Source organism: Sphingobacteriales bacterium (genome assembly GCA_016711285.1).
Lineage (GTDB): Bacteria > Bacteroidota > Bacteroidia > Chitinophagales > UBA2359 > JADJTG01.
The window spans coordinates 175,102-201,478 of the sequence record JADJTG010000010.1 but is presented as its reverse complement, the minus strand read 5'-3'; the positions used below and the strand labels follow the sequence as shown (position 1 = coordinate 201,478).

Here is a 26,377-nt window from a genome sequence, read left to right as displayed (position 1 = left end):
GATTTTTACGGCAAAGAAGTTTCAAAAACCTGCTCCAAGCGGCGAAAACTTTTTTTAAATTCGTTTTGCTTGATATGTGGATATAAATGGCAAATACCGAGGCAATATTTGCTCAAACCACTTTCTGTGATATGAAGGTCGTGCAGTGCTTGGCTGATGAAAGAATGGCGGGCTTGTTTTTCTTGTTTGAGTTCTACAATTACCAAATCGGGGTAGGCTACGGCAGCAGCAGTATTTTGCGGCAGCCGGAAGTTGAGATCAATATCAATGGTGGCGCGTTCCGTAAATTGGTGGTCGGTGAAGGTGAGGCGGCGATAGTCAATTTGCAGCATCGGCTGCAAGCGGGGCAGCCATTCGGGGGCTTGCTCCGAAAGCAGTGCGGCAGCGTTTTCTTCAAGAGCAGTACCGATGTGGGCAACCTGAATTCTTCTTTTTAACATTTTGCCACTGCTGCGCTTCAATTTTACTTCAAAAAAACACAAACCTGAATTGGCATAACGGCGATAGCGCACTTTGTAGCGTTGGCGGTGTCCATTGTGATGCTGCAAATACAACATCATATCGGGTGTATCAAAATAAATGCTTTCGTAATCAAAAATGCGCCGCCCCTCCATATCAAGAATATGATAATGAGCAGTGAGTACGGGCAAAATTTCTTCCAATTGGCGGCGGTGCAGCAAAAACTTGGAGTCGCTGCGACTTTGCAGGCTCACGCGCTCCAAATCTTCCAAACAAATGCCCGAAAATGATGATAAATTCAAAACAGCGTTTTTTTTTGTAAAAATAACGATAAATTTTCAGTAAATCCGATATATAAAAAGCAGAGCAGTATTCCTTTGATAAAAAATTATTTTGCAACAAATTTTAAAAATTAAAAATATACAAAAAAAACAAAAGCCCCGTTTTGGGGCTTTTGCACTTTACAAATCTATAAGCAAACCTATGAAAAAAGTATTTCAATATCGTAAGCTCCGTTTTTTTTATGTCTGAAAAATCAATTATTTTAAATCAAAACGGTCTAAGTTCATCACTTTTGCCCACGCTTGTACAAAATCGCGGACAAATTTTTCCTGACTATCCGAAGAGCCGTAAATTTCTGCCAAAGCACGCAATTCCGAATTAGAACCGAATATCAAATCGGCGCGGGTGGCTGTCCATTTTACTTTGCCGGTGGTTCGGTCAGTGCCTTCAAACAAATCGCCGCTTTCGGAAACTGCTTTCCAAGAAGTACGCATATCCAACAAATTGATAAAGAAGTCGTTGCTGAGTGTTTGTGGGCGATGTGTAAATACGCCATTTTTAGAGCCGTTGTAGTTGGTATCCAATACGCGCATACCACCCACCAAAGCCGTCATTTCGGGTGCGGTGAGATTGAGCAACTGCGCTTTGTCTATCATCATTTCTTCGGCACTTTGTGTATATTTTTGGTTTTTATAATTGCGGAAAGCATCTGCTTTTGGCTCTAATACCGCAAAAGATTCTACATCAGTTTGCTCCTGCGAAGCATCGGTGCGTCCGGCTGTAAAAGGAACGTTCACGGCATAACCTGCTGCTTGTGCTGCTTTTTCAATAGCTGCTCCGCCGCCCAGCACAATCAAATCAGCCAAAGAAACGCGCTTATTGCCGCTTTGTGCCTGATTAAATTCTTGTTGGATACGCTCAAGTGCAGCGAGTACTTTGCCCAATTGTGCGGGATTATTTACTTCCCAATATTTTTGAGGTGTTAAGCGAATACGCGCTCCGTTGGCTCCGCCGCGCATATCAGAACCTCTGAAAGTAGCAGCAGAAGCCCAAGCCGTAGCCACCAATTCCGAAATGCTCAAACCTGCATTTAAAATTTTTCCTTTTAAAGCTGCAATATCTTCATTATTGATAAGTTCGTGGTTGAGGGCAGGTACGGGGTCTTGCCAAATGAGTACTTCTTGCGGTGCTTCGGAACCCAAATAACGGGAGCGAGGTCCCATATCGCGGTGTGTGAGTTTGAACCAAGCTCTTGCAAAAGCATCGGCAAATTCATCAAAATTTTCAAGGAAACGTCTTGAAATAGGTTCATAGACAGGATCCATACGCAACGCTAAATCGGCGGTGGTCATAATAGGGGCGTGGCGTTTGGCAGGGTCGTGGGCATCGGGCACTAAGTTGGCGGCGGATTCGTCGGTAGGTATCCATTGATGTGCGCCGGCAGGGCTTTTTACCAATTTCCATTCAAAACCAAAAAGTGTTTCAAAATAGCCGTTGTCCCATTGAATGGGGTTGGGTTTCCAAGCACCTTCTATACCGCTTGTGATAGCGTGTAGCCCTGCGCCGGAGTTAAAATTGTTTTTCCAGCCCAAACCCTGCAATTCAATACCGGCAGCTTCCGGCTCGCGCTCTACAAAAGAAGCTGATGCTGCGCCGTGGCATTTGCCGAAAGTGTGCCCTCCGGCTACCAAGGCTACGGTTTCTTCATCGTTCATTGCCATACGCGCAAAGGTTTCGCGAATATCTTTGCCCGAAGCCACCGGATCAGGATTTCCGTTGGGTCCTTCGGGATTTACATAAATCAAGCCCATTTGTACGGCAGCCAGCGGATTTTCGAGTTCGCGGTCGCCGCTATAGCGTTTGTCGCCGAGCCATTCGGTTTCTGCGCCCCAATAAATATCTTGTTCGGGTTCCCAAATATCGGCACGTCCGCCCGCAAAACCGAAAGTTTTAAAGCCCATAGATTCCAAGGCACAATTTCCGGCAAGAATCATCAAATCTGCCCACGAAATTTTGTTGCCGTATTTTTGTTTTACGGGCCACAGCAACATACGCGCTTTATCTAAATTGGCGTTGTCGGGCCAGCTGTTTACCGGCGCAAAACGCTGATTGCCTGTTCCTGCGCCGCCGCGACCGTCAGAAATACGATAAGTACCTGCGCTGTGCCAAGCCATACGAATAAACAAAGGACCATAGTGTCCGTAGTCGGCAGGCCACCAATCTTGCGAAGTGACCATTAAATCATAAATGTCTTGTTTTACCGCCGCCAAATCCAAGCTTTTAAAGGCTTCGGCGTAATCAAAGTCTTTGTCCATCGGGTTAGATAAAGACGAATGTTGGCGCAATACGCCCAAATTAAGTTGATTAGGCCACCAATCGCTGTTGTTAGTGCCTTTGACAACATTCAATTTTCCGTTGTGAAACGGGCATTTTTCAATAGAATTACTCATTGACTATGTATGTTTTTAATAAATTTTATTTTTCATTTTAACATACAAATTTACTAAAATAAAATTATAGATAAAAATGATATTTTAGATATTAATATTGATGTTGTAGATTTTTATAATTTTGCAAAAATGAATATTCAACAATTTGAGTATGTGCTGGCAGTAGCGGAATTGAAGCATTTTGAGCAAGCTGCCGAAAAATGTTTTGTATCGCAATCTACGCTCAGTACCATGATTAGCCGCTTAGAAGGGGAGTGGGGTATTAAAATATTTGACCGCAAAACCAAACCCGTGACGATTACGCACGAAGGAAAAAAAATTATTGCGCAATTGAAAATTCTACGAAAAGAGCTTCATGCATTGGACACACTATTACACGAAATAAAGGGAGCTGTTGTGGGTGAGTTGCGGATAGGCGTTATTCCTACAATTGCACCTTATTTGTTGCCTTTGTTTTTGTCGGATTTTGCAGCAGCTTTTCCGAATATACAAATGATAGTGGAAGAGCAGACAACGGAGCAGTTGCAGCAAGCCCTGAAAAACCGGAGCATAGATGTAGGCATAGCGGCAATTCCTTTGGTAGATGCCGAATTGCGGGAGTTGTCTTTGTATCGGGAGCCTTTTTTGTTGTATTGTTGCTGCAATGACGTATTGCCCGAGCAAATAACTGTTGATGATATTGATTATACCAAATTGTGGTTGTTGCAGGAAGGTCATTGTTTGCGCACGCAAGTAGAGCAAATTTGTAAATTATCGCATATTCATCATCAAAAAAACATCAATTTTGAGTTCAAAGCGGGTTCTATTGATAGCCTTATCCGGTTTACACGCGCCAATAAAGGGATTACTCTGTTGCCGTATTTGGCTACTTTGGACTTCAAAGCACAAGACCGCCGCCGTTTGAGCCGTTTTCAGTCGCCGATGCCTGCGCGTTTGGTGGGCTTGCTGGTACACGAGCATTTTGCCAAAAGTAATTTGGTGCAGATATTACAGCAAATTATTCAAGGCAAGATTGTGCCGATATTACCCAAAAATTATAATGAAATTTTAATAAAACCATTATAATTACTAATTAAATACGCTTGATAATTATTTTTTATACTTTATACGAATTGTTTTTTTTATGAAAGAAAAAAAGATACACGCACATTTGAGCCTATATCGCTACGAATTTTTATTGATAGCTCTTTTATTATTGATATTTGATAAGATTTTTTTTCCGGATAATCTTTTTTATTTGGAATATGTATGGCCTTTCAATATGCTGCTGATTGCGCTGGCTTGTTTTGGTGTTTTTAACGAAACGGGAAAAACGCTCAAAATTATGCGCAATATTTTAGGGTTCGTGAGCATTTCTATGCCGTTTTTGTTTATTATTTTTGGTCAGAATTTTCAGTTTTTATTGTTTCTAACCTTGTTTTTTATTGTCTATTATATTTTTATTTTTGTGGAAGTGATGAGGCAAATTACTTCTTATAAAGAGGTGCGGCTGAATGTGATTATTGGCTCTTTTTGCGGGTATTTGTTGTTGAGTATGATTGCTTTGTTTTCGTATTTGTTGATAGAGTTGCTCTATCCCAATTCTTTTCATGGCATCAGTAAGGCTGTTGCTGAAATATATAACGAACTTTCTTATTTCAGTTTTATCACGCTCACGAGTATTGGTTTTGGCGATATTTATCCGATTACAGATATGAGTCGTTTGGTGGTGGCTTTTTTCGGAATGGTGGGGCAATTTTATATGGTAGCGGTGGTGGGTATTATTATTTCAAAATTTACAGCAAACGCTTCGTAAAATTTGATTTTTTATATAAAAAAAACGGCAACATTATAAAAAATGTTGCCGTTTTTGGTTATACCCTTTGTTTATTGATTATCTTTTTTGGGTGCTCTTTTTACAGTTTTTCCCACTTTGCCTTTTTCACGGTTAATCACTTTGTCATCTTCCTTATCGTCATCATCTTCGTTGTCGTGGTGGTGGTGTCCTTTTCCTTTTCCCAACCTTTACCTTTGCCTTTTTTGCCTTTTCCTTTATACTCGCCTTTATGCCCTTTACCTTCTTTTTTGTCTTTTTTATCTTTTTCCTCTACTTTATTTCCTTTTTCCTTTTCTTCTTTCGGCAATCTGTCGGTTTTTACTTTATCGTCCGAAGGCTGTGGTTTTTGTTCGGTGGGTTTAATCACTTCCCCTTCTTTGGTTTTGGTTTCTACTTTGGTAGGTTGCGTTTTGGGTTCTACTTTGGTGCTTTTGCTGGGTGTGCTGATGGTATTATTATTTTGAGCACTCGCCACTTGAAAACCGCCAAACAGTACGAAAGCGGCTATAAGAATCAAATTTTTCATTTTTTTAGTTGATAAATTTTTTATGATGATATAAAAGTTAGATGAATACAAATTAACGCTGACTGCCGCCACCTGACAGTAATTGTAATAAAGCGGCGAAGAATTCGGACAGCCAACTTTTTTTGTTGGATTTGGGCGTGGTAGATGTAGTGTTGGAACTGTCGGGCGATTGGTTGTTGCCGGTATTTCCTTTGCCGTTAGATTTTTCCATTTCTACATCGGCACTATCGCCGCTGTTGGTTTTCCCGCTGTTGGTGGTAGTGGGGGTTTTCTGCTCTTTTGTAGTGTTACCCGTGTTGCTGTTTTGTCCGGTAGATGGCAACGGTTTTATTTTGGTAGGTTTGTTTTGGGCATTAACAGTTGCCACCGATAATATACTTGACAGCAGTACTATAAATGTTAAACTGAATATTTTTTTCATTTTTTTAATTGATAGAAGTGTTGAGAAAAAAAGTGAATAGCCATACAAAACTACATCAAATTTTCTTGAACAAACTTATAGACTTATAAAAGCAAGAAAAGTTACACAAGCTTTTTTTATTTTGAAAAATGAGCGACAAATTTTTCTATATCAGAAAAATAGGATTGATGCTGATGCAGCCATTCTATGTTGTAGTTCCACCAACAAAATTGTTCCAGAAATTCTATGTGCGCCGCCCCGAAACGCCACCTGATAAATTTGGCGGGTGTGCCGCCGACGATGGCATAAGCAGGTACATCGCTGCTGACGAAGCTGTTGGCTGCTACTACTGCTCCATTGCCAATGTGTACGCCGTCGGCAATGATGCTCTGTGCGCCAATCCATACATCGTTACCGATAAAAACGGGTTTAGATTCAGTAAAGGTATCTTTTTTCTGGGCAAAAGTGGTTTGTGTGGTTTGCGTACTGTAAAAAGCCGGATGCAGCGATACCCAATGCAGTGGGTGTGTGCCAGTGCCGCAGAGTACATGAGGACCGATGCAGGAAAACTTTTGACATTGTGTACGCAACAAAGTGCTGTGGTGCGCCACATACGAAAAGTCGTCGAGGTTGCTTTCCCACAGGGTGGTGTGGTCTTGAAGGGTATTGCAGCGACCGAAACGGCAACGGCGCAACGATACGCCTTTGCCCAATTTGAGCGATTGCCCCCGAAATTGCCAGCGATGCCGCCATTTTTCCCAATAATCTTTTGCGAATCGCAAGTCATCGCGGAGTATGTCTTTGAACATAAATCCTACGGTACTAATTTTTCTTGTATCAAATAATCGCGCAACGCATCAATACCGAGTTGCGCTCCTTGTGTGTTCCAGTGAATATCAGCAGAATGGTAAAGAATTGCATCATTATTTTTTAATAGATGGTATATTTTTACAGTGCGTATTTTTTTTTCGTCTAAATATTTATACAAACGTGGTATGAAGTTGTTATATGCTTTATCAGAAAAAAAACGTGTGTAAATAGAGCCGCTATTTGGAACCGGCACAAAAATCAATTCTAAATTATATTGTTGTTTTAAAGTCGTTTTTAATAAATCTATAGTAGCCGCAATTTTTTCTATATCGGCATCACTAATAGGACAAGTGGCGGGATAACATTTTTTTTTCATATCATATTGTTCCAAAAACAGCCAATTATCTTTATCGTTTCTGCCTACTGCCAGCCCTTTGCTTCTATACCCGAATAAAGCATATTTTATACCACTGTTCAGTCCATATAATTGCCAAGAATACTTTCCGTGTTTGAGAAATTCTTCATACTTTTCTTCTGTATTGCTGGATTTAATATTGATATGAAAACTTTTACTTAAAGCATTCTTTTTTCTTAACTCTTTTAAAATAAGCACTTCGGTCATTTCTAATATAACATATTGTTGTTTTTTAGGAATATCACGCTGATATTTTTCTTCTTGAAAAGCGTATAAGGGAAAACGTCCGGTGGTATTGTATCTTTCAAAAAAAATAGATTTGTCGAGTTTATCAAAGGCACGATTGAGCAATATGCGATAACCCTCAAAAAAACTATCACCAAATACAATAAAGTCAGCTTGATTTAACGTTGTATTTTTGGGCTTAAATTTTTGGTAGATAATAGCTGTATCTCGCAATTCTTTGAAATATGGAATATTATCAAAAGCATATAAACCTCCATACATATTTGTGTTGATAGTAAGGTTATTGAATAAAGGTTTATAAGAAATAGAAATAAACGCCACCAAACTCAATGCACCGCAGATATATAAGGCTGCTTTTAAAATTTTTTCTTTGAGTATCATTGAGGCAGTTTTTTTTTAAAATTGAAAATAAATAAAATCGGTATCCTCAAATTTTCCGAGAATAAAAATGGCGAACAAAATTAAAAAAGCACCTGCCCAGCGCAATAGCATTGGCGTTGTTTTATATCGTTCTAAGAAAGGCTTGCGCTCCGCAGCATAATCAACGATGCACAATATAGCAATGACCACAGCAGAAACCCACAAATCGGCGGGAAAAAAGAAGAGATTTTGAACAGAAAATTTTTTAAAAACCAATAATCCCTTAATCAATTTGATGGCTTTTGAGAGTGTATCTGCTCTGAAAAATATCCACGCAAAACACACTAAATGAAAAGTAATGAACACCTGAACAAGGGTATTGAGATGAGGCGAAACCGCACTGACCGCTTGCTGAAAACGTTTTTGTAAATTTTCGGTAATGAGTGCAAATACTAAGTAAAAACCATGCAAAGCTCCCCAGATAATGAAAGTCCAGTTGGCACCGTGCCAAAAACCGCTGACTAAAAAGGTGATGAATAAATTGTAGTACCACCGCCACCGCCCCACACGATTACCACCCAAAGGCACATACAAATAATCTTTGAACCAAGTGGATAGAGAAATATGCCAACGGCTCCAAAACTCACGGATACTTTGCGAAAAATAGGGTCTCCGGAAATTCGTCATTAATGTAAATCCCATAACCAAAGCACTGCCGATAGCAATATCAGAATAACCTGAAAAGTCGCAATAAATTTGAACGGCAAAGAAATAAGTAGCTAACCAAGAAGTTAAACCTTTATAAGGGGCGGGATTTTTAAATACCTCATTGACATACTCGGCAATGCGGTCGGCAACGACTACTTTTTTGAATAAGCCCCAAATCATCAAAAACAAGCCATTGCGTACACGGTAATAATCAAAAGAGAGAGGGGCTCGAAATTGCCAAAGTAAATTTTGAGGACGTTCAATGGGTCCCGCCACCAACTGCGGATAAAACATCACATACAGCGCATAAATACCAAAATGTCGTTCTGCTTTTTGATGTCCGCGATACACCTCTATCACATAACTCAAACTTTGGAATGTATGGAAAGACAAACCGATGGGCAAAATAATTTTAAGAATATGCAAAGGATAGTTCCAACCGATAACATTTGCAATAGCGTTAAAATTATCTATAAAAAAATTATAGTATTTAAAAACAAACAACACCATACAAGTACTGATAATACTTGCTATCAGGTATAATTTTTTCTTTTTGGCATCATTTGTATTTTCAATTAAAATTCCTGCAAAATAATCAATGACGATTGTAATTCCCAATATAAGGATATAAACAGGAATAAAAGCCATATAAAAATAGCAGCTTGCCGCCAGTAGCCAAGCCCAGCGAAAACGGTGCGGCAGCAAAAAATAACCGCTGGTTACTATAAAAAAGAAAACTAAAAATTGTAGAGAATTAAAAAGCATATCAGAATTGGTTTGGTGATTTAAAACAGAAAAAACTACTCCGTTTTTTCGCCGCGTTTCAGTTGGCAAGTGCCACAAATGCCGTATAAATTCAGCGAATGATGAGTAATGCGAAAATTGAGCAAATCGCCCATCATGTTTTTAATTTGCTGAATACGCGGGTCGCAAAATTCCACCACTTTCTTACAATCTACACAAATAATGTGGTCGTGTTGTTTGTAGCCGTAGCTTTTTTCATATTGTGCCAGATTTTTTCCGAATTGATGTCGTTTTACCAAATCGCAGGATACCAACAAATCCAAAGTATTATATACAGTAGCACGGCTTACGTTATAGTTTTTGTTTTTCATGTGAAAATACAACTCTTCCGCATCAAAATGGTCGTTGCGGGCATATATTTCAGATAAAATCGCATAGCGTTCAGGCGTTTTGCGCTGACCGTTTTTTTCTAAATAAGCGTCAAAAATATTGCGTACTTCTTTTTGGAGGTGTTCGGGAGGAGAAGTGTTTGACATGGGATTCTTTGTATAAAAAGATAATGAAGAATAATTTCTATGCAATACTATACAATTTCTACAAGTATTGCTATAAAAAAAGCGATGTTTTCTGAAAACATCGCTTTAAAGTTTATAGATAAAATATAATAACCTTATTGATTAGGAGCGGGCGTGCGTTTTGCCTCACGCAAAGGATTAGGAGGTGTTGAACGCGGGTCAGTGATGGGTTTTGCACCCTGCTGTTGCTGAATACGGTTTACACTTTCTCTTCTCACTCTACCGTCGGGTGTGCGTGTGGTTACGGTACGGTTGTTCATTGGTACTTTCGACATATCAACTTGCTGATGTGTGGCAGGGTTTGCTGCGGTATGTGTGCTATGCCCTCCGCCCAAAATCGGAGCTAATACCAAGCCTACCAAGCAAGTCAATTTTATCAAAATATTCATAGATGGTCCCGAAGTATCTTTGAAAGGGTCGCCAACGGTATCGCCTGTAACTGCTGCTTTGTGTGGGTCGCTGCCTTTGAAATAAGTCTGTCCATTAATTTCCACACCTTTTTCAAAAGATTTTTTTGCATTGTCCCAGGCACCGCCGGCATTACTTTGGAAAATCGCCCACAATACACCGCTCACGGTAACACCTGCCATATAACCACCCAAAGCCTCTGCTCCCATTGCAAATCCAACGATAATAGGAGTAATAATAGTGATGGCTCCGGGCAACATCATTTCACGGATGGCTGCGCGGGTTGAGATAGCAACACATTTGCCGTATTCGGGCTTGCCTGTACCTTCCATAATTCCCGGAATTTCCCGAAACTGACGGCGTACTTCCTGCACCATATCCATTGCTGCACGCCCTACGGCACTCATAGCCAACGCCGAAAACACCACCGGAATCATTGCTCCGATAAATAAAGCCGCTAATACATCAGCTTTAAAAATATTGATACCATCAATACCTGTAAAAGTAACATAAGCTGCAAACAAAGCCAAAGCGGTAAGAGCCGCCGAAGCGATGGCAAAACCCTTTCCGATAGCAGCGGTGGTATTACCTACTGAGTCTAAAATATCGGTGCGGTTGCGCACTTCTTTGGGCAACTCGCTCATTTCGGCGATACCACCCGCATTATCGGCAATCGGACCAAAGGCATCAATCGCCAATTGCATAGCGGTAGTTGCCATCATTGCCGAAGCTGACAAAGCTACACCATAAAATCCGGCAAAATAATAAGCACCCCAAATAGATAAAGCAAATAAAATAGTAGGGTAGCAGGTACTCATCATACCCACCGACAAACCTGCAATAATATTGGTAGCACCACCGGTAGCTGATTGTTTTACAATAGACATTACAGGTTTAGTACCCAAGCCGGTATAATATTCAGTAATAGCAGAAATTAAACCACCTACTACCAAACCAATTATTACAGCGTAAAAAACGTGCATGGAAGTCACGGTTTGTTTGCCCAGCCCAAAGAAAGTCATTTGCATTTCGGCAGGCAACATCCATTTGATAGCAAAGAAAGCAGCAACAGCAGTAATAAGAATGGAAATCCAGTTGCCGCGATTGAGTGCGCCTTGTACGGTAGCAGCATTAGCTTCAGCACTATCGCTGATGCGCACCATGTTCATACCGATCATTGAAAAAATAATGCCCAAACCCGCAATTAAAACAGGCAATAAAATAGGACCAATGCCTCCGAAAGCATCATTGATGCCGCCGTTGTCATTAATAACATAGTTGCCCAAAACCATTGCAGCCAACATAGTAGCTACATAACTACCGAATAAGTCGGCTCCCATACCGGCAACATCACCTACGTTGTCGCCTACATTGTCGGCGATAGTGGCGGGGTTGCGCGGGTCATCTTCAGGAATACCGGCTTCTACTTTCCCTACGAGGTCAGCTCCTACATCGGCGGCTTTGGTATAGATACCGCCGCCTACACGGGCAAATAAAGCGATGCTTTCAGCTCCGAGCGAAAAACCGGCAAGCGTTTCCAACACCATCGACATGGCAGCGTAGCCTGTCATAGTGCCGCCCATCAGCCACACATACAACAACAAAAACAAACTGCTCAAACCCAATACTGCCAAACCTGCAACACCCAAACCCATCACCGAACCACCGGTAAAAGAAACTTTAAGGGCTTGTGCCAAACTGCTGCGGGCGGCTTGCGTAGTGCGAACATTTGCTTTGGTGGCGATGCGCATACCGAAATTTCCTGCCAATGCAGAAAACACAGCACCTATCACAAATGCAACTACAATAAACCAGTGCGAAGTTTGGCTCACCTGCGACAATATGCCCAACAACGCACCTGCAATAACCACATATATTGCTAAAACACGATATTCGGCATTTAAAAACGCCATCGCACCATCACTGATATAACCCGCAATAGTGCGCATTTTTTCGTCTCCGGCATCTTGCTTATTAACCCACGACGATAAAACCATCATATAAACCAATGCCAACACACCGAAAAGCGGAAGCAAAGAACCTAACGATTCCATAAAAGTTTTGTACAAATTTTCTTAATTGATATATTATATTTTATTTGATATATTAAATTCAAACGAAGGGCGAAGTTACGATTAAATTAACACATAACAATTTTATTGGAAACTAAATGTGACATAAATGCGTTTAATAGGTAAATTTTTAGAAAAAAATCATTATTTTACAATCAAAATTCAGTTTTAAACATTAAAAAAACATGAAAAAAATTATTTTTTCTCTCATCTTGGCTCTTACGGTGCTGAGTGCTGCTTGCAGTTCTACCAAAAATTTTGCCACCGCAAATTTGGACGTAAAAAAAGAAGTGCGCGAAGAAGTAGCCCGTTTAAAAGACAAGTTGAAATTAGATGATAATCAAGTAAATATGGTGTATCAGGCACAAACCTCTTACTTTGACGAATTGGTGAAAAACGGCAAAATGGTGCAAGACAAAAAAATGTCTAAAAATTTGTTTGAACAAAAGAAAGCTGAAATTAAAAACGTATTAAACTCTACTATCACTAAGGCATTAAAGCCCGATCAGGCAAAGCTTTTTCAAAGCTATGTAGCTAAAAATAAATAAGAACGATTATTTGAAAAGCGATACTCAACGACTTCTTTTTAATTAAAAAACCTCCTGATTTCGTAAATGTAAATTAGGAGGTTTTTTTGTAGAAAAAAAAATGGTATTTAATCCAATATCGTGGGCAGCATACCGCGTATGCCCATATCCACAGGCGACTCGCCCGAAAGCGGCTCCCAATAGCCGTTGCCGTTGAGGTCTTTCCATTCAAAACTATGGTTATTGCTCAATGATACCTTTACCACAATAGATTTTGTTTCGTTGCCGCTGATGTGCAAAGGGGTATCAAAAGCACCCGTCACTACACAAGAGCCCGCCGGTATAGGCGAAGTAGCAAACAAAGGATTGGGAACAGTGGTAATATTCGCTTGCCCTTCATTAAGCGAATAGGGCGTTTCAAAAGCCCAATAACCCTGCTTGCGATTGCCATTGACAGCGATGCTTTGTGTATTGACCTGATGTGTTTTGATGTAAGTATTGAAGCCGATAAATGAAGCTAAATAACCTTCGATATCCATATTGTTGTAGCGCAGCGTGACAGCATATTTCTGATACGCCAACGACACGCGCAAATATTCGTAAGTACCGACAGCTATTTGGTCAAGTGGCACACTCAACAGCGTATCGCCACCTTGCACGATGGTGCTTTTTTCAAAGTCAATGGCAGCATCGCCGCCCTGTGTAGTTTCGGGAGCTTTGTAGAGCACAGCCCCCTTGCCCAAAGCGGTATATTTATTGGCAGCCAACTCAAAATAATGTGCCGAAATGCCGTGAAACACAGGCGTTTGTGCAGCATTACCTGCAGCAATTACAGCCGGATTGCCGATGTTATTGAGGCGCGGCTGATTTTCATCAAATGCTACCACAAAAATCAATTGCGGGCTTTGAGAATCCGGCGTGTGGGGGTCATCATTTTTGGAGCAGGACGAAAAACAAAATGCGGCAACTAAAACACCGACAATACAATATTTCATATTTTATACGGAATAAGTGAGATAATTATAGTTTTTTAATCATTTTTTTAGGTACAAAAAAAGTACAAAACTCTATCTTTGCACTTTTAAACATAAAATTAACGTTCATTTAAGATTATTTTATCATAAAATAACGTTTTTGGGCTGAAAAAAATTAATATCGTTTGTTTTAAACGTACTCAACACCCAATTATTTTTCATTACTACATTTATTATATATGATTTTTAATAAAAAAAAGGAAACTCCCACTTCTTATAGCGGAAATACCGAACCCAAGAAAAAATCGCATCTACGTCAATGGATTTCTGATTTAATATTTTTGTTTATCGTCATTCCTTTGATCAATATTTTTGTGATACAATCGTATGCCATTCCGACATCTTCAATGGAAGGCTCAATGCTGGTAGGCGATAAATTGTTTGTATCTAAGTTTCATTTTGGAGCGCGTATTCCGCAAACACCGCTTTCTTTTCCTTTTGTGCACAATACTTTACCAGTTTTAAATACCAAATCATACATTGGCGGACTGCAACTTCCTTATATGCGGCTGCCCGGTTTTTCGCCCCTCAAACGCAATGATATAGTGGTATTTAACTGGCCCGAAGGCGATACCGTTACCACCCGCTACCAAAGCCAAATCAGCTACCACCAAATTGTGCGCGAAATTGGCAAACAACAAACACTGCAACAGTTGGATATTACTACTTATCCGGTGGACAAACGCGAAAATTATGTAAAACGTTGTGTGGCAGTAGGCGGTGATAGTATTAAAATTATACAAGGTATTTTGTATGTAAACGGGCAAACTGCCGAAAAGAAGCCTTTGCAACAAACTTCTTATTTGGTACAAACAGATGGCACTCCTCTCAACGAAAAGCGTTTGCGCGAATATGGTGTAACCGAAATGCCACGCCCCGAAAAAGGCGGTTTTTTGATGCACCTCAACGAAAAATCATTCGAAAAAGTAAGAAGTATCAGCACCGTAAAATCCATTACTCCTATTCTTGAAGCCCCTGAACAGAAAGATGCGCAGGTGTTTCCATATATAGATTCTTTGTTGTGGAATCGCGACAACTTCGGTCCTTTGTATATTCCCAAAAAAGGCGACCAAATCCAACTTACTCCGCTCAACTGCGCCATTTACGGCAGAACCATTAAAGTATTCGAAAACAATCCCACTTTTGAGTGCAAAAACGGGCAGGCTTTTTTAGACGGCAAACCTTTGGCTTCTTATACTTTTAAAATGAATTATTATTGGATGATGGGGGATAATCGCCACAACTCACAAGATGCGCGTATGTGGGGTTTTGTGCCGGAAGATCATATCGTAGGAAAGCCCATATTTGTATGGCTCTCCACCGAAGATACTGCACCGAACAACGGCAAGGGTTTTCTGAAAAAATTGCTCACCGGCGAAATTCGTATCCGTTGGAACAAAACTTTTCGCATACCGAGCTAAAAAAAAACGAAGCTGCTTTACTACTGCTGCTTAGTTCAATATTTTATTGATAAGCTCCAACAGTAAATTTTCATCATTTAAAAAATGGGCATCGCTTTCGTAGCCCTTGCTTTTGAGGTCGTATTGCAAGAGTAGTGCGAGCGTTTTGCGTGTTTGTGACAAATTGAAATGCCGTGCTGCCTGTCGGTATTCGCGCACTGCAAAAGACACCCGCAAATCCAGCAAATGTTGCAAATCCTGATCGCCTTTGTTGGCGTGGGCGTGAAAAATATACAATTTACTAAAAAAATTATACAAGCTGCCGATGATGAGCTGAGGCGGAAAATTTTTGGCATTGGCGGCAAAATAGCGCATAATGCGGTAAGTTTTTTTAAGGTCGCGCTCGGCGAGTGCTCTTTGGAGTTCGAATAAATTGTATTCGCGGCTGATACCGATGGCGGTTTCTATGTGCTGTGCCGTGATAGTGTCGCCCGCCGCTACGTTGATAAATAATTTTTGTAATTCGCTCTCTATTTTCGCCAAATTATTGCCCAAATACTCCGCTAATAACGCCAAATGCCGACTGTCAATATGCAAGCCTTGTTGTTGAATGAGTTCTTGTATCCAGTCGGGGACTTCGCGGTCGCTTATCTTTTTTGCATCAAAATATACAATATTTTTAATGTTGTCTAACGCTTTATAAAGTTTGCTGCGCTTATCTAAATTTTTGAATTTATAATTAATAACCAAAATGGTACTGGGCGAAGGTTGCGACAAATAAGACAAAAGAGCCTCTATGCTGTTCATTTGCTGGGCTTCTTTCAAAATGACCACTTGGCGTTCTGCCATCATCGGGTAGCGTTTGGCGGTGTTAATGAGCATTTGCACATCGCAATCTTTTCCATAAAAAATGATTTGATTAAATTCTTTCTCTGCCTCGCTCAAGGCGGTATTTTCTATAAAATTGCTAATGGTATCTATAAAATAGCTTTCTTCTCCCTCCAAAAAATAAACCGGAGCATAGTGTCGGGCTTGCAGGTCACGTTGTATTTCGCGAAAAGTCATCATATAACAAACAAAAAAACTCCGCAAAATTGAGATATTCTGCGGAGTTTTACTTTAAAATGTACTAAAAAAAGTGATTATCTTTTCAGTAAGTCGCGGATTTCTGTCAATAATACTTCGCTGGCAGGCGGTGGCGCAGGTGCGGCAGCTTCTGCTTTTTTCATATTATTATAGGCTTTTACCACCAAAAACAATACAAAAGCGATAATCAAAAACTGAATGAGTACAGTGATAAAATTGCCATATTTAATGGCTATTTCGGGAGATATTATTTTTTCGCCCTCCATCACAGCATTTTTTAAAGTAAGTTTCATCGCCGAAAAGTCGTTGCCCAACAGCATACCGACAGGCGGCATAATCAAATCATCAACTACCGAGCCGACAATCTTTCCGAAAGCACCGCCGATGACAACACCCACTGCCAAATCAATTACATTGCCCTTGGCAATAAAATCTTTGTATTCCTGAATAAGTCCCATAAGAAGTTTGTTGTTTAAAATGTTAAGGATTATAAAATAAGTGACTCAAATTTTTAACACTTCTGACGGAACATTCCCAATTAGTTACATATAAAGAGCAATTTTTTTTATTTGTTTTTCTATATAGTATTACTTTAATAACAAAAGGCTAATATTTTGATTATTAATGAATAAGAAAAAATACTTGTTTGGTTAATTTATATTAATTTCTTTTTAGATTGAACTTCTCTATTTTATTGTAGAGGTGGCTGCGTTGTATATCTATTTCTTCTGCCGTTTTGGATACATTCCAAGCATTTTTTGCTAGTTTATGCTCTAAGAACAACTTTTCGGCATAGTCTTTAAAATCCTGAAATTTATCAAACTGGTCATAATCAAAACCGCCATTGCCGCTGTTGCTTTGGTTGAGCGAAAAGGTGTTGGGTATTACATAAGAGCGTACATCTTTATCAGTAATTTGTTTGTCGCTCAATATCACCAAACGTTCAATAACATTGTGCAACTCCCGCACATTACCCGACCAATGAGAGCGTTGTAACTCCTCCAAAGCGGCAGCTGTAATTTGTTTGGGTTTCATGTTGTAGTCGTTACAAATTTCAGCAACAAACATTTCTGCCATCAAGGGAATATCCTCTTTTCGGTCGTCTAAAGAAGGCACATGTACCAAAATCACTGCCAAACGGTGGTAGAGGTCTTCGCGGAATTTGCGTTCGGCGATGAGTTCCAGCAGGTTTTTGTTGGTAGCTGCCACAATGCGCACATTCACCGGAATTTCGCGGTCGCCGCCTACGCGGGTAATTTTATTTTCTTGTAAGGCTCGCAGCACCTTGGCTTGCGCCGAGAGGCTCATATCGCCCACTTCGTCCAAAAAGAGTGTGCCGCCGTTGGCGAGTTCAAATTTTCCGATACGCTGCTTGATAGCAGAAGTAAAAGCCCCTTTTTCGTGTCCAAAGAGTTCGCTTTCGATGAGTTCCGAAGGAATAGCGGCGCAGTTTACTTCAATCATCGGGCCATCGGTGCGGTTGCTTTTTTCGTGTATCCACCGCGCCACCAACTCTTTGCCTGTTCCGTTGCTGCCCGTAATCAATACGCGGGCATCGGTGGGAGCAATGCGTTCAATGGTTTCTTTTATTTTTTTGATGGCTGTTGATGTACCGATAATTTCGCGTGTTTTGTTGGCACGGCGTTTCAGGGTTTTGGTTTCCGATAGCAAAGTGGATTTATCCAAAGCATTGCGCACGGTAATCAAAAGACGATTCAAATCGGGTGGCTTTGAGATATAGTCAAAAGCACCATTTCGTACCGCTTCTACGGCAGTTTCCATCGTGCCGTGCCCCGATATAATGATTATCGGCAGTTCTGGATTAAACTCTAAAGCCTGAGCCAATACCTCCATACCATCTAATTTCGGCATTTTTATATCCAAAAACACCAAATCGTAGCGGTTCATTTTAATACAATTCAAGCCATCTACACCATCTTCGGCTTCATCAACCGAATACCCCTCATACTCCAAAATTTCCCGCAGTGTTCTGCGGATTCCTTTTTCGTCATCTACAATTAAAACCTTTGCCATCAGCGAAATTAATTTTTAGCTTATAAAAAATAAATGGATAAACCGCAAAAAGCAACTGAAGCAAAATGGAGCAGCGATTTTTATCAATAATAATGACCAGCAAAGCAGGCTTAAATGACGCATAACAGCGAACAACCCGTAATAAGGACAATATTTTAACAAAAGTTGCACATTAGCTTGGCGACTATTTTTAGCGACTTTATAAGTGACACACAACTAAAATTATGCCAATTTTGGTATAAATGTACAAAATAATATACAAATACTTTTTTTATAAAAAAAACATCTTAATATTATTATTTATGTATATTTAATTGCGGTTATTGAAAATATAATGTAGTTTTTTTGTAACAAATATATGCTTAATGTACGATTTGCAATTGTGTAGCAATATTACCTCGTTGGCTGCTTATCAATAAAGTATAAGCACCAGTGGGCAATTGGCTTACATCAAATATACGACTGTATAATCCCTTTGATTGTGTTTGAGCAGTAGCTAAGGAGTGGATAGTACCATTGGCAGCTACTAAATTCACTGATACAGTAGTAGCTTCGTTGAGTGCGTAGCCGATTTGTATAAAGTCGGTGGCAGGATTGGGTAATAAATGCAACAAAACCAACTGAGAACCACTGTTTTGGTATAAAGTAGCATCGTGTATGCCTACAAAATCAAAAGGCGGGCGTGTAACCGCAGGAGGCACGATGTCCAAAGTGCTTTTGCCTGTGCTGGGTTGGTCGCTGATACGAATATGATTTTCACCTGCGAGGGTATAGCAGGCTTTGAAGAAATTTTCAGTGTTGTTGGGTACTAAGCGGTTGCTATCAAAAAACCAATCGGCTTGCGTTTTATCTTCGGTTACATCTAAAACAAAATATCCGTGTTCAAAAAAGTTGCTCAAGCGTATTTGCTTATTGATATTTTTGAGGATATTTTCTAAGAAGGTCGCCGAAGCGTCACCTACATATTCATTGAATCCGTCGCTGCTGATACTGGTGGTTACAAATTCTACGGCTACTGAATTGAGTCCGGTATTGGGATTATAAAGCGTGGTATCCGTACCCGGATAAGGGGTTACGTCAAAGGCAAAAGTAGCGTGAATATCACCGGTCAGAAAAACAATATTATCCATTTCGTTATCGCTGATAAATTGTACAAGTTCGTTGCGCTCATTGGGGTAGCCTTCCCAAATATCGCGCAAAATAGAGAGCGCACTGGCATTAAGCACAATCAGAGGTTCTATAATGAGGGGCGCAAATAAAATTTGGTTTCCGATGAGTTTCCATTTAGCGGTAGAATTGGAAAGTTCAGTTTTGAGCCATTCTTTCTGTACATCTCCCAGCATGGTGCGTGTATCGCTGTGGAAAGTGCTGTCTTCCAAACTCTCTATTTGCTTGTCGCGGGCATAGTGGCGGGTGTCGAGCATAATCAAATCTGCCAGATTTCCGTAAGAGAGTTTTCGGTAAATTTTGCTGTTGTCGCTGCCGTCAGTATCCATCGGCATCCACTCCATATAGGCTTGTTGGGCGGCACTTTTGCGTTCGTGGTAGTCTCCTTCAGTGGCAGGTGTATGATTTTCGGCTCCGTCTTTATAGGCATCGTTGGCAACTTCGTGGTCGTCCCACACCGCAATAATGGGGTGCATTTGGTGGAGGCGGCGCAAATCGGGGTCGAGTTTATAAAAAGAATGGCGTGTGCGGTAATCGGCGAGTTCCAAAATTTCTTCGTCAGGCAAAAGCCCTAATCTTGCATCAGCCGTATCAGCACCATATTCATAAATATAATCGCCCAAATGAATAACGGCATCTAAATCATTGCGCTCGGCAATGCGGGCATAAGAATTGAAATAGCCGTGCTGATAATTGCTACACGATACCACCGCAAATCTCAAATGCTCGCTGTCGGTAGGGGCGGTGCGCGTGCGTCCTACGATAGAGGTTTTTCCCAAAGCGTAAAAACCATAATAATACACCGTTCCCGCGTCTAAATTATCTACTTTTACATTCACCGTAAAATCTTTGGAAGCTATTGCGCTGCTGCTGCCTTCTTGCACAATTTGGGAAAAAGCAGTATCTCGGGCTATTTGCCAAAATACATCTATGGATTCAGTGTTGAGGTCGGGAGGCGTTACGCGCGTCCACAAAATAATGCTGTGAGCGGTGGGGTCGCCCGAAGCCACACCGTGATAAAAAGGAGCTAAATCTTCTTCAAAAGTTTTAAATGCAGCGTTGGGCGTTCGGTTGCCGCCAAACTGCGATATTTGTTGAGCTTGTATAGTTATAGCACCGAGCATTAATACATAAACTATCCAAGTATAACGAAATAAGGAAAGTAGTGTTGTTGTCATAAAAAAAAGAAATAAGAGTAAATGATGCTGTGATATTTTTGTGAAAAATAATAAAAATTTGAAAAAACATACTACATCTGTCAAAAATAAGGCTAAAAATCTTTTTCTCATCCAAACGTTGTTGATAAACTTTGAGCAGCTTTGATACAAATAGGCTAAGTGTTAGGAATATTTTTTAGCTTTGCGACTTTTAAAAAAACAATATTATATTTCTGTATGGCAGCAACAGAACAACGCACACTTACGCCGGATGTAGTAGTAAAAGGTGAATTACACCACGCAGACAATCAATTTTTATTTCAAACCGCCAATGGCGTTGCGCTCCTGATAGAAGTGCTGACACCGCGCATTTTGCGTTTTCGCTATTCCACAGATGGTCTTTATTTAAAAGATTTTTCTTATGCCCTCAATCCCGAATTTCAGCAAATTCCCTGCGAAATAGAATTTAAGGATAAAGATGAGCATTATCGTATTACTACCGGCAGAGTAATTTGTTTGGTACAAAAACAAGGAATGAAAGTGCGCCTGCTCAATCGTTCGGGGCAGGTGATTTGTGAAGACGAAACCGGATTTTCGTGGGAAGAACTGCCGCACGGCGGCGGCAAAACCGTGAGTATGAGCAAACAGCTCTTCGGCGGCGAATTTTTTTATGGTTTGGGCGATAAAACTTTCCGTACCACCCTGCGCAATCATCGCGCCGAGCTTTGGGGCAGCGATGTATATGGATTTGAAAAAGACAGCGACCCGCTGTATAAAAATATACCTTTTTATTTCGGCTTGCATCAAAAAGTAGCCTACGGTGTGTTTTTTGATAATTCCTTTCGTTCTTATTTTGATTTTGGTAAAGAAACACAAAATATCACCAAATTCAGTGCGGTAGGCGGCGAAATGAATTATTATGTTATTTATGGACCTACGCTCACCGAAGTAGCCGAACAATACACCGACCTCACCGGTCGTCCCGAACTGCCGCCGCTATGGGCTTTGGGCTACCATCAATGCAAGTGGAGTTATTATCCCGAAAGCAAAGTGCGCGAAATTGCCGAAGGCTTCCGCAAGCGCAAAATTCCCTGCGATGCGCTTTATTTGGATATTGATTATATGGACGGTTTTCGCTGTTTTACTTGGGATTCGGATAAATTTCCACAGCCCGACAAGATGATTCGGGATTTGTCGCAAGATGGTTTTAAAACGGTAGTAATTATTGACCCGGGCATCAAAACCGACCCTAATTATTCGGTGTTTCAGGAAGGACTCGAAAATGATTATTTCTGCCGCCGCGCCGATGGCGAATATATGAAAGGTGTAGTATGGCCCGGCTCTTGCTATTTTCCTGATTTTACACGACCCGCCGTGCGCGAATGGTGGGCGGGCTTGTTTAAAGGATTAATAGCCGAAAATGGTGTGAGTGGGGTATGGAATGATATGAACGAACCCGCTTTGATGGACGAAACTATCAAAACTTTTCCTGACGACGTGCGCCACGATTATGACGGACACCCTTGCAGCCATCGCAAAGCGCATAATGTATATGGTATGCAAATGGCGCGCGCAACTTACGAAGGCGTAAAACGCTTTGCTCCCGACCGCCGCCCCTTTGTGATTACACGCTCCTGCTATGCCGGAGCGCAACGTTTTACTTGTGCTTGGACAGGCGACAATAAAGCAACTTGGGAACATTTGTGGCTTGCCAACATACAATGTCAGCGTATGAGCATTTCGGGTATGTCGTTCATTGGCACCGATATAGGTGGTTTTATTGAGCAGCCCACCCCCGAACTCTACGCTCGCTGGATACAATTGGGCGTTTTTCACCCTTTTTGCCGCACCCATTCCAGCGGCGACCACGGCGACCAAGAGCCTTGGAGCTTTACAGACGAAGTGACGCAAATTGCCAAAAAATTTATAGAACTGCGTTATCAATTACTGCCTTATTTATATACTACTTTTTGGCAATATGTAAGCAAAGGCACACCCATGTTGCGTCCGCTTGCTTTTGTAGTACAAAAAGATATAGATACTTATCATCGTATGATGGAGTTTACCTGCGGCGATCATTTGTTGTTGTGTCCCATTACCAACGAAGGGGCTAACGGACGCTGGGTATATTTGCCAGAAAATAAATGGTATTATTATTGGACTGATGAAGTATTTAACGGCGGTGCGGAAGTGTGGGCAGATGCGCCTTTGGATAAAACACCACTCTATGTGCGCGAAGGAGCAGTGATACCTTTTTATCCGGTGCAGCAATATGTCGGCGAAAAAGAATTGAAGGATTTGGCATTGCATGTTTATTTCAGCGAACAGGAGATAAGCTCGCAATTGTACGAAGATGCAGGCGATGGCTATGCTTATCGCGAGGGTGCTTGTCAAGTAAAAACTTTCCGTGTAAAAGGTGAAGTAGCTACTTTACAAATACAACAACAAACAGAGGGTAACTTTAATACTTCGTACAAAAATTATAAAATAGCCTTACACGGTTTACCTTTTACACCTAAAACCTGTCAGGCAGATGGTGAAACGATAGCTGTGAGCAGTACAAAAATAGATGGAAAATCGGTATGGGTATTGGTAGTAAAAAGCGATTTTTCTTCACTTTTAATTAGTGAATAAAACCTAATAAGGTGATATCAAAAGGTGCAAAAGTAAAAAGCTACTTTTGCACCTTTTGGATTTTTTATAATTATATGTAATTTTTGAGCTACATATTGGCACAATACTGCTCCCATTTCCAAGCGGATTGCATCATATCTGCCACGCCATATTGAGGTATCCAGCCTAATTTTTCTTTTGCCAGTGTATTGTCGGCATACACGGCTACCACATCACCGGCACGGCGTGCGCCAATGCGATAGTTGAGGGCTTTTCCGGTGCTTTGTTCAAAGGCCTGTATCAATTCCAATACCGACACACCTTCGCCGCTGCCCAAATTAAATACTTCACAGTTGCCGGTATTTTTTTTATCCATTAAATATTGTAAGGCTTTGGTATGTGCCGAAGCTATATCGCAGACGTGGATATAATCGCGGATACAAGAGCCATCGCGGGTAGGGTAGTCGTTGCCATAAACGGTGAGCTGTTCGCGCTTGCCAATAGCGGTTTGAGTGATATAAGGAACGAGGTTTTCGGGTGTTCCGTGCGGAATTTCACCAATAATTGCCGAAGGGTGTGCACCAACCGGATTGAAATAGCGCAACAACACAAATTGCTGCTGCGGACACACCTGCGCCATATCCCGAATCATTGTTTCCCCAATTTGTTTGGAGAAGCCATACGGCGATTCGGCGGTGGGCAGGGGTGTATTTTCGGTAACAGGCAGATGCTTCACATTGCCATACACCGAGCAGGAAGACGAAAATATAAAATGCGGTATTTGGCGTTGTTGTACTTCTTGGAGCAAATTGACTAAAGAAGCGATATTATTGTGATAATATAATAGCGGTTCGCGCACCGACTCATTGACCGATTTGTAGGCAGCAAAGTGGATAATACCGCTAATATCGGGGTGTGTGTCGAAAAAATCGTGCAGGGCGGCGGCATCGCAAAGGTCAATGGCATAGTTTTGCACCGATTTCTCCGTAATTTTTTCCACACCTTTGAGTAATTGCATATAACCTCTGCTGAGATTGTCAATAGAAATTACATCAAAGCCGTTTTCAAATAGATCCACCAAAGTATGCGAGCCAATATAGCCACAAGCACCGGTGAGTAATATTTTTTTTGAAAAATGATGTTTCATAGAGATATTTAAAAAATATTAATTTATTAGAATTAATCTCGTATAGCTCTTATTTGTTTGATAATTAAACGATTAACAATTTCTTTTAAAGCCGTTTTATCGTGTTTTGCAATGATTTTTAAAATATTCAAATGTTGTTTTGCGGTGAGGCGTTGCTCTGCTACCATGTTGCGCCAAGTAAAAGAGAGGCGACGACTAATGAAGTTGCGGTAGGCAGGCGAAAAATGATAATGCTGTTGCAGATACCCTTGAATCAGGAAGTATTCATGGAAATAAGTACCATCAAGGATAGTATTGGAGCGCACCGATTTTTTGTGTTGGCGAAAATAATTTAATCTTTCGCTGATATGAGCAATATTGGTTTTGGCAATAAGTTTTATCCACAAAAGCCAATCACCCGCAAGCCGCAATGAGTATTCATTCAGTTGTTCTTCTTGTATTAATTCTTTCTTAAAAAGTACTGCACTGGCATTGGGAATGGTATTATAAAGCGATAAGTATTTTTTTACATATTCCTTACCATTCATTTGAAAATCCTGTTGCCAAACGTTGTTTTTATAAAAATTATAATATTTCTGTTTAAATGAGAAAATAAAACGGTTATCCTCGTCAATGGAGTCGGATTGTGCAAATACAATGCCTATATCGCTATAAGATTTTATGACTTGCACACATTTTTCCAAAAAAGAAGTATCTGCATAATCATCACTTTCGGCTATCCAAATATAACCACCCTGCGCCAAACTAAGTCCTTTTTCCCATTGTTTGAAAGGGCTGCCACTATTTTTGATATTAAACTGTATTTTTATTTTTTGCGGAAATTGTCGGGCATATTCTTCAATAATTTCACAAGAGTCATCGGGCGAGGCATCATCTAAAATAATTAATTCAAAATCCTGAAAACTTTGCTGCAAAACGCTATTTATACGCTGCCTTAAATAGGGAGCGTGCTTGTAATTGGGAATGATGACAGATATAAGTGGAGTAGCAGATAACACAGTTATTAAGATTAATGATTAAGAATATCTCCATAAATTTTCTGAATACCTATCGATAAACTTGTTGCTGGAGTCCATTTTAGGTGTTTTTGAGCTTCTTTAACCGCTAAAATATTACAGGGAACATCAAAAATATTGGAAGGTAAATAATTAATAGCTATTTTTTTTTCAGTTATATTAGTAATAATATTTAATAATTCTGTTAAATTAGTACCTATTCCGCTGCCAATATTTAAAACACCATTATAGGCAGGCAGCATAATTGCTTGCAATATTGCCTGAGCTACATCTGTAGCGTATATATAATCTCTGATGATTGTACCATCTCCGTAAAAATCAATGGGTCTATTGTGTGCTATATTATAAAGCCAATGAGCTATCACTCCCTGTTTTTTAGATAAATTCTGGAACTCCCCATAAGCAGTCGCTATTCTCAATATAGTATATTCTAAACCAAAATGATGATAAAAATAATGCAGATAATTTTCAATGGCTAATTTGGTAATACCATAACTACTGATAGGTTTTGGTAATATATTTTCAGAAATAGGTTGAGGGGCTGTTATTCCATATACAGTACCACCAGAAGAGGCAAAGATAATTTTTTTTATTCCTTTTGTTGTTGCTGCTTCTAATAGCTTTATCGTTTGAATTAGGTTATTATCTATATCTCTTAATAATGTTGTACTAGAGGTACGAGAGAAATTTGACCATAAAAGATGAACAACTATGTCTGAGTCAGTAATTATTTTTTCAAAATTGTCAATATCATAAAAATTAACAACAACTGTTTTTATTTTCGGATTATTTAAGAATAATGAAGAAGTATGATTATTTCTTGTTAAAATGACTATTTCATCAATAGTACTATCTGCTGAAAGTAAAAACAGAAGAGGAATTCCTATGAGACCCGTAGCTCCGGTTAAAAATATTTTCATAGAAA

22 protein-coding genes are annotated in these 26,377 nt (G+C 40.2%); 5 read left to right on the top strand and 17 right to left on the bottom strand.

Annotated features, from left to right (window positions below; translation table 11 throughout):
- Positions 1-5: 5 nt before the first annotated feature.
- Complete coding sequence (locus IPL35_06615; protein ID MBK8443095.1) at positions 6-761, bottom strand: polyphosphate polymerase domain-containing protein; 756 nt, start codon at positions 759-761, stop codon at positions 6-8.
- Between the two features lie 237 nt (positions 762-998).
- Complete coding sequence (gene katG, locus IPL35_06610; protein ID MBK8443094.1) at positions 999-3,191, bottom strand: catalase/peroxidase HPI; 2,193 nt, start codon at positions 3,189-3,191, stop codon at positions 999-1,001.
- A gap of 129 nt (positions 3,192-3,320) precedes the next feature.
- Between katG and IPL35_06605 the strand changes: the two genes are divergently transcribed.
- Both IPL35_06605 and IPL35_06600 read left to right on the top strand, forming a co-directional pair.
- The gene (locus IPL35_06605) at positions 3,321-4,256 is read left to right on the top strand and encodes a LysR family transcriptional regulator (protein MBK8443093.1); all 936 of its coding nucleotides are present in this window, start codon (positions 3,321-3,323) and stop codon (positions 4,254-4,256) included.
- Positions 4,257-4,314: 58 nt separating this feature from the next.
- Positions 4,315-4,986 (top strand): two pore domain potassium channel family protein, encoded by a 672-nt coding sequence (locus IPL35_06600; protein ID MBK8443092.1) that lies wholly within the window; start codon positions 4,315-4,317, stop codon positions 4,984-4,986.
- A gap of 136 nt (positions 4,987-5,122) precedes the next feature.
- Here the strand turns inward: IPL35_06600 and IPL35_06595 are convergent, their stop codons facing one another.
- From IPL35_06595 to IPL35_06565, 7 genes are all read right to left on the bottom strand, one after another.
- Positions 5,123-5,533 (bottom strand): hypothetical protein, encoded by a 411-nt coding sequence (locus IPL35_06595; GenBank protein MBK8443091.1) that lies wholly within the window; start codon positions 5,531-5,533, stop codon positions 5,123-5,125.
- A 52-nt stretch (positions 5,534-5,585) separates the two neighbouring features.
- Positions 5,586-5,954, bottom strand: coding sequence for a hypothetical protein (locus IPL35_06590; protein MBK8443090.1), 369 nt, complete (start codon positions 5,952-5,954; stop codon positions 5,586-5,588).
- A gap of 116 nt (positions 5,955-6,070) precedes the next feature.
- Positions 6,071-6,742, bottom strand: coding sequence for a CatB-related O-acetyltransferase (locus IPL35_06585; GenBank protein ID MBK8443089.1), 672 nt, complete (start codon positions 6,740-6,742; stop codon positions 6,071-6,073).
- A 5-nt stretch (positions 6,743-6,747) separates the two neighbouring features.
- The gene (locus tag IPL35_06580; GenBank protein ID MBK8443088.1) at positions 6,748-7,785 is read right to left on the bottom strand and encodes a hypothetical protein; all 1,038 of its coding nucleotides are present in this window, start codon (positions 7,783-7,785) and stop codon (positions 6,748-6,750) included.
- A 15-nt stretch (positions 7,786-7,800) separates the two neighbouring features.
- The gene (locus tag IPL35_06575; GenBank protein ID MBK8443087.1) at positions 7,801-9,237 is read right to left on the bottom strand and encodes an MBOAT family protein; all 1,437 of its coding nucleotides are present in this window, start codon (positions 9,235-9,237) and stop codon (positions 7,801-7,803) included.
- A gap of 35 nt (positions 9,238-9,272) precedes the next feature.
- The gene (locus IPL35_06570; GenBank protein MBK8443086.1) at positions 9,273-9,752 is read right to left on the bottom strand and encodes a transcriptional repressor; all 480 of its coding nucleotides are present in this window, start codon (positions 9,750-9,752) and stop codon (positions 9,273-9,275) included.
- A 134-nt stretch (positions 9,753-9,886) separates the two neighbouring features.
- A complete protein-coding gene (locus IPL35_06565; GenBank protein MBK8443085.1) occupies positions 9,887-12,253 on the bottom strand; it encodes a sodium-translocating pyrophosphatase in 2,367 nt (788 codons plus the stop codon).
- 203 nt (positions 12,254-12,456) lie between these two features.
- Between IPL35_06565 and IPL35_06560 the strand changes: the two genes are divergently transcribed.
- Positions 12,457-12,819 carry a hypothetical protein gene (locus tag IPL35_06560; protein MBK8443084.1) on the top strand — a complete coding sequence of 121 codons (363 nt, stop codon included), beginning with the start codon at positions 12,457-12,459 and terminating at the stop codon, positions 12,817-12,819.
- Between the two features lie 107 nt (positions 12,820-12,926).
- On the opposite strand, the gene IPL35_06555 is transcribed toward IPL35_06560, so the two are convergent.
- Positions 12,927-13,793: a hypothetical protein gene (locus IPL35_06555; GenBank protein MBK8443083.1), complete on the bottom strand. Its 867-nt coding sequence runs from the start codon at positions 13,791-13,793 to the stop codon at positions 12,927-12,929.
- Between the two features lie 218 nt (positions 13,794-14,011).
- Between IPL35_06555 and IPL35_06550 the strand changes: the two genes are divergently transcribed.
- A complete protein-coding gene (locus IPL35_06550; protein ID MBK8443082.1) occupies positions 14,012-15,253 on the top strand; it encodes a signal peptidase I in 1,242 nt (413 codons plus the stop codon).
- 30 nt (positions 15,254-15,283) lie between these two features.
- Here IPL35_06550 and holA read toward each other — a convergent pair whose 3' ends face one another.
- The 4 genes from holA to IPL35_06530 form a co-directional block, all read right to left on the bottom strand.
- Positions 15,284-16,297 (bottom strand): DNA polymerase III subunit delta, encoded by a 1,014-nt coding sequence (holA, locus tag IPL35_06545; GenBank protein ID MBK8443081.1) that lies wholly within the window; start codon positions 16,295-16,297, stop codon positions 15,284-15,286.
- Positions 16,298-16,374: 77 nt separating this feature from the next.
- Complete coding sequence (gene mscL, locus IPL35_06540) at positions 16,375-16,776, bottom strand: large-conductance mechanosensitive channel protein MscL (GenBank protein ID MBK8443080.1); 402 nt, start codon at positions 16,774-16,776, stop codon at positions 16,375-16,377.
- 202 nt (positions 16,777-16,978) lie between these two features.
- Positions 16,979-18,352 (bottom strand): sigma-54-dependent Fis family transcriptional regulator, encoded by a 1,374-nt coding sequence (locus IPL35_06535; GenBank protein MBK8443079.1) that lies wholly within the window; start codon positions 18,350-18,352, stop codon positions 16,979-16,981.
- Between the two features lie 362 nt (positions 18,353-18,714).
- Positions 18,715-20,697 (bottom strand): alkaline phosphatase D family protein, encoded by a 1,983-nt coding sequence (locus IPL35_06530; protein ID MBK8443078.1) that lies wholly within the window; start codon positions 20,695-20,697, stop codon positions 18,715-18,717.
- Positions 20,698-20,913: 216 nt separating this feature from the next.
- On the opposite strand from IPL35_06530, the gene IPL35_06525 reads away from it, so the two are divergent.
- Positions 20,914-23,310, top strand: a complete 2,397-nt coding sequence (locus IPL35_06525) for a glycoside hydrolase family 31 protein (protein MBK8443077.1) — start codon at positions 20,914-20,916, stop codon at positions 23,308-23,310.
- Between the two features lie 88 nt (positions 23,311-23,398).
- Here IPL35_06525 and galE read toward each other — a convergent pair whose 3' ends face one another.
- From galE to IPL35_06510, 3 genes are read right to left on the bottom strand one after another with little or no spacing between them, the layout of a single operon-like run.
- Positions 23,399-24,436: a UDP-glucose 4-epimerase GalE gene (galE, locus tag IPL35_06520; protein MBK8443076.1), complete on the bottom strand. Its 1,038-nt coding sequence runs from the start codon at positions 24,434-24,436 to the stop codon at positions 23,399-23,401.
- Between the two features lie 32 nt (positions 24,437-24,468).
- Positions 24,469-25,434: a glycosyltransferase family 2 protein gene (locus IPL35_06515; GenBank protein ID MBK8443075.1), complete on the bottom strand. Its 966-nt coding sequence runs from the start codon at positions 25,432-25,434 to the stop codon at positions 24,469-24,471.
- A gap of 11 nt (positions 25,435-25,445) precedes the next feature.
- On the bottom strand, positions 25,446-26,372 hold the full coding sequence (locus IPL35_06510) for an NAD-dependent epimerase/dehydratase family protein (GenBank protein MBK8443074.1): 927 nt from the start codon (positions 26,370-26,372) through the stop codon (positions 25,446-25,448).
- Positions 26,373-26,377 lie beyond the last annotated feature (5 nt).

Excerpts from the sequence above, each read along its gene's own strand:
- IPL35_06600 (MBK8443092.1), top strand. The coding sequence starts at position 4,315 with ATGAAAGAAAAAAAGATACACGCACATTTGAGCCTATATCGCTACGAA.
- katG (MBK8443094.1), bottom strand. The coding sequence starts at position 3,191 with ATGAGTAATTCTATTGAAAAATGCCCGTTTCACAACGGAAAATTGAAT.
- IPL35_06605 (MBK8443093.1), top strand. The coding sequence starts at position 3,321 with ATGAATATTCAACAATTTGAGTATGTGCTGGCAGTAGCGGAATTGAAG.
- IPL35_06555 (MBK8443083.1), bottom strand. The coding sequence starts at position 13,793 with ATGAAATATTGTATTGTCGGTGTTTTAGTTGCCGCATTTTGTTTTTCG.
- IPL35_06570 (MBK8443086.1), bottom strand. The coding sequence starts at position 9,752 with ATGTCAAACACTTCTCCTCCCGAACACCTCCAAAAAGAAGTACGCAAT.
- galE (MBK8443076.1), bottom strand. The coding sequence starts at position 24,436 with ATGAAACATCATTTTTCAAAAAAAATATTACTCACCGGTGCTTGTGGC.
- mscL (MBK8443080.1), bottom strand. The coding sequence starts at position 16,776 with ATGGGACTTATTCAGGAATACAAAGATTTTATTGCCAAGGGCAATGTA.
- IPL35_06575 (MBK8443087.1), bottom strand. The coding sequence starts at position 9,237 with ATGCTTTTTAATTCTCTACAATTTTTAGTTTTCTTTTTTATAGTAACC.
- IPL35_06510 (MBK8443074.1), bottom strand. The coding sequence starts at position 26,372 with ATGAAAATATTTTTAACCGGAGCTACGGGTCTCATAGGAATTCCTCTT.
- IPL35_06565 (MBK8443085.1), bottom strand. The coding sequence starts at position 12,253 with ATGGAATCGTTAGGTTCTTTGCTTCCGCTTTTCGGTGTGTTGGCATTG.
- IPL35_06585 (MBK8443089.1), bottom strand. The coding sequence starts at position 6,742 with ATGTTCAAAGACATACTCCGCGATGACTTGCGATTCGCAAAAGATTAT.
- IPL35_06580 (MBK8443088.1), bottom strand. The coding sequence starts at position 7,785 with ATGATACTCAAAGAAAAAATTTTAAAAGCAGCCTTATATATCTGCGGT.
- IPL35_06595 (MBK8443091.1), bottom strand. The coding sequence starts at position 5,533 with ATGAAAAATTTGATTCTTATAGCCGCTTTCGTACTGTTTGGCGGTTTT.
- IPL35_06535 (MBK8443079.1), bottom strand. The coding sequence starts at position 18,352 with ATGGCAAAGGTTTTAATTGTAGATGACGAAAAAGGAATCCGCAGAACA.
- IPL35_06530 (MBK8443078.1), bottom strand. The coding sequence starts at position 20,697 with ATGACAACAACACTACTTTCCTTATTTCGTTATACTTGGATAGTTTAT.
- IPL35_06525 (MBK8443077.1), top strand. The coding sequence starts at position 20,914 with ATGGCAGCAACAGAACAACGCACACTTACGCCGGATGTAGTAGTAAAA.
- IPL35_06590 (MBK8443090.1), bottom strand. The coding sequence starts at position 5,954 with ATGAAAAAAATATTCAGTTTAACATTTATAGTACTGCTGTCAAGTATA.
- IPL35_06550 (MBK8443082.1), top strand. The coding sequence starts at position 14,012 with ATGATTTTTAATAAAAAAAAGGAAACTCCCACTTCTTATAGCGGAAAT.
- IPL35_06560 (MBK8443084.1), top strand. The coding sequence starts at position 12,457 with ATGAAAAAAATTATTTTTTCTCTCATCTTGGCTCTTACGGTGCTGAGT.
- holA (MBK8443081.1), bottom strand. The coding sequence starts at position 16,297 with ATGACTTTTCGCGAAATACAACGTGACCTGCAAGCCCGACACTATGCT.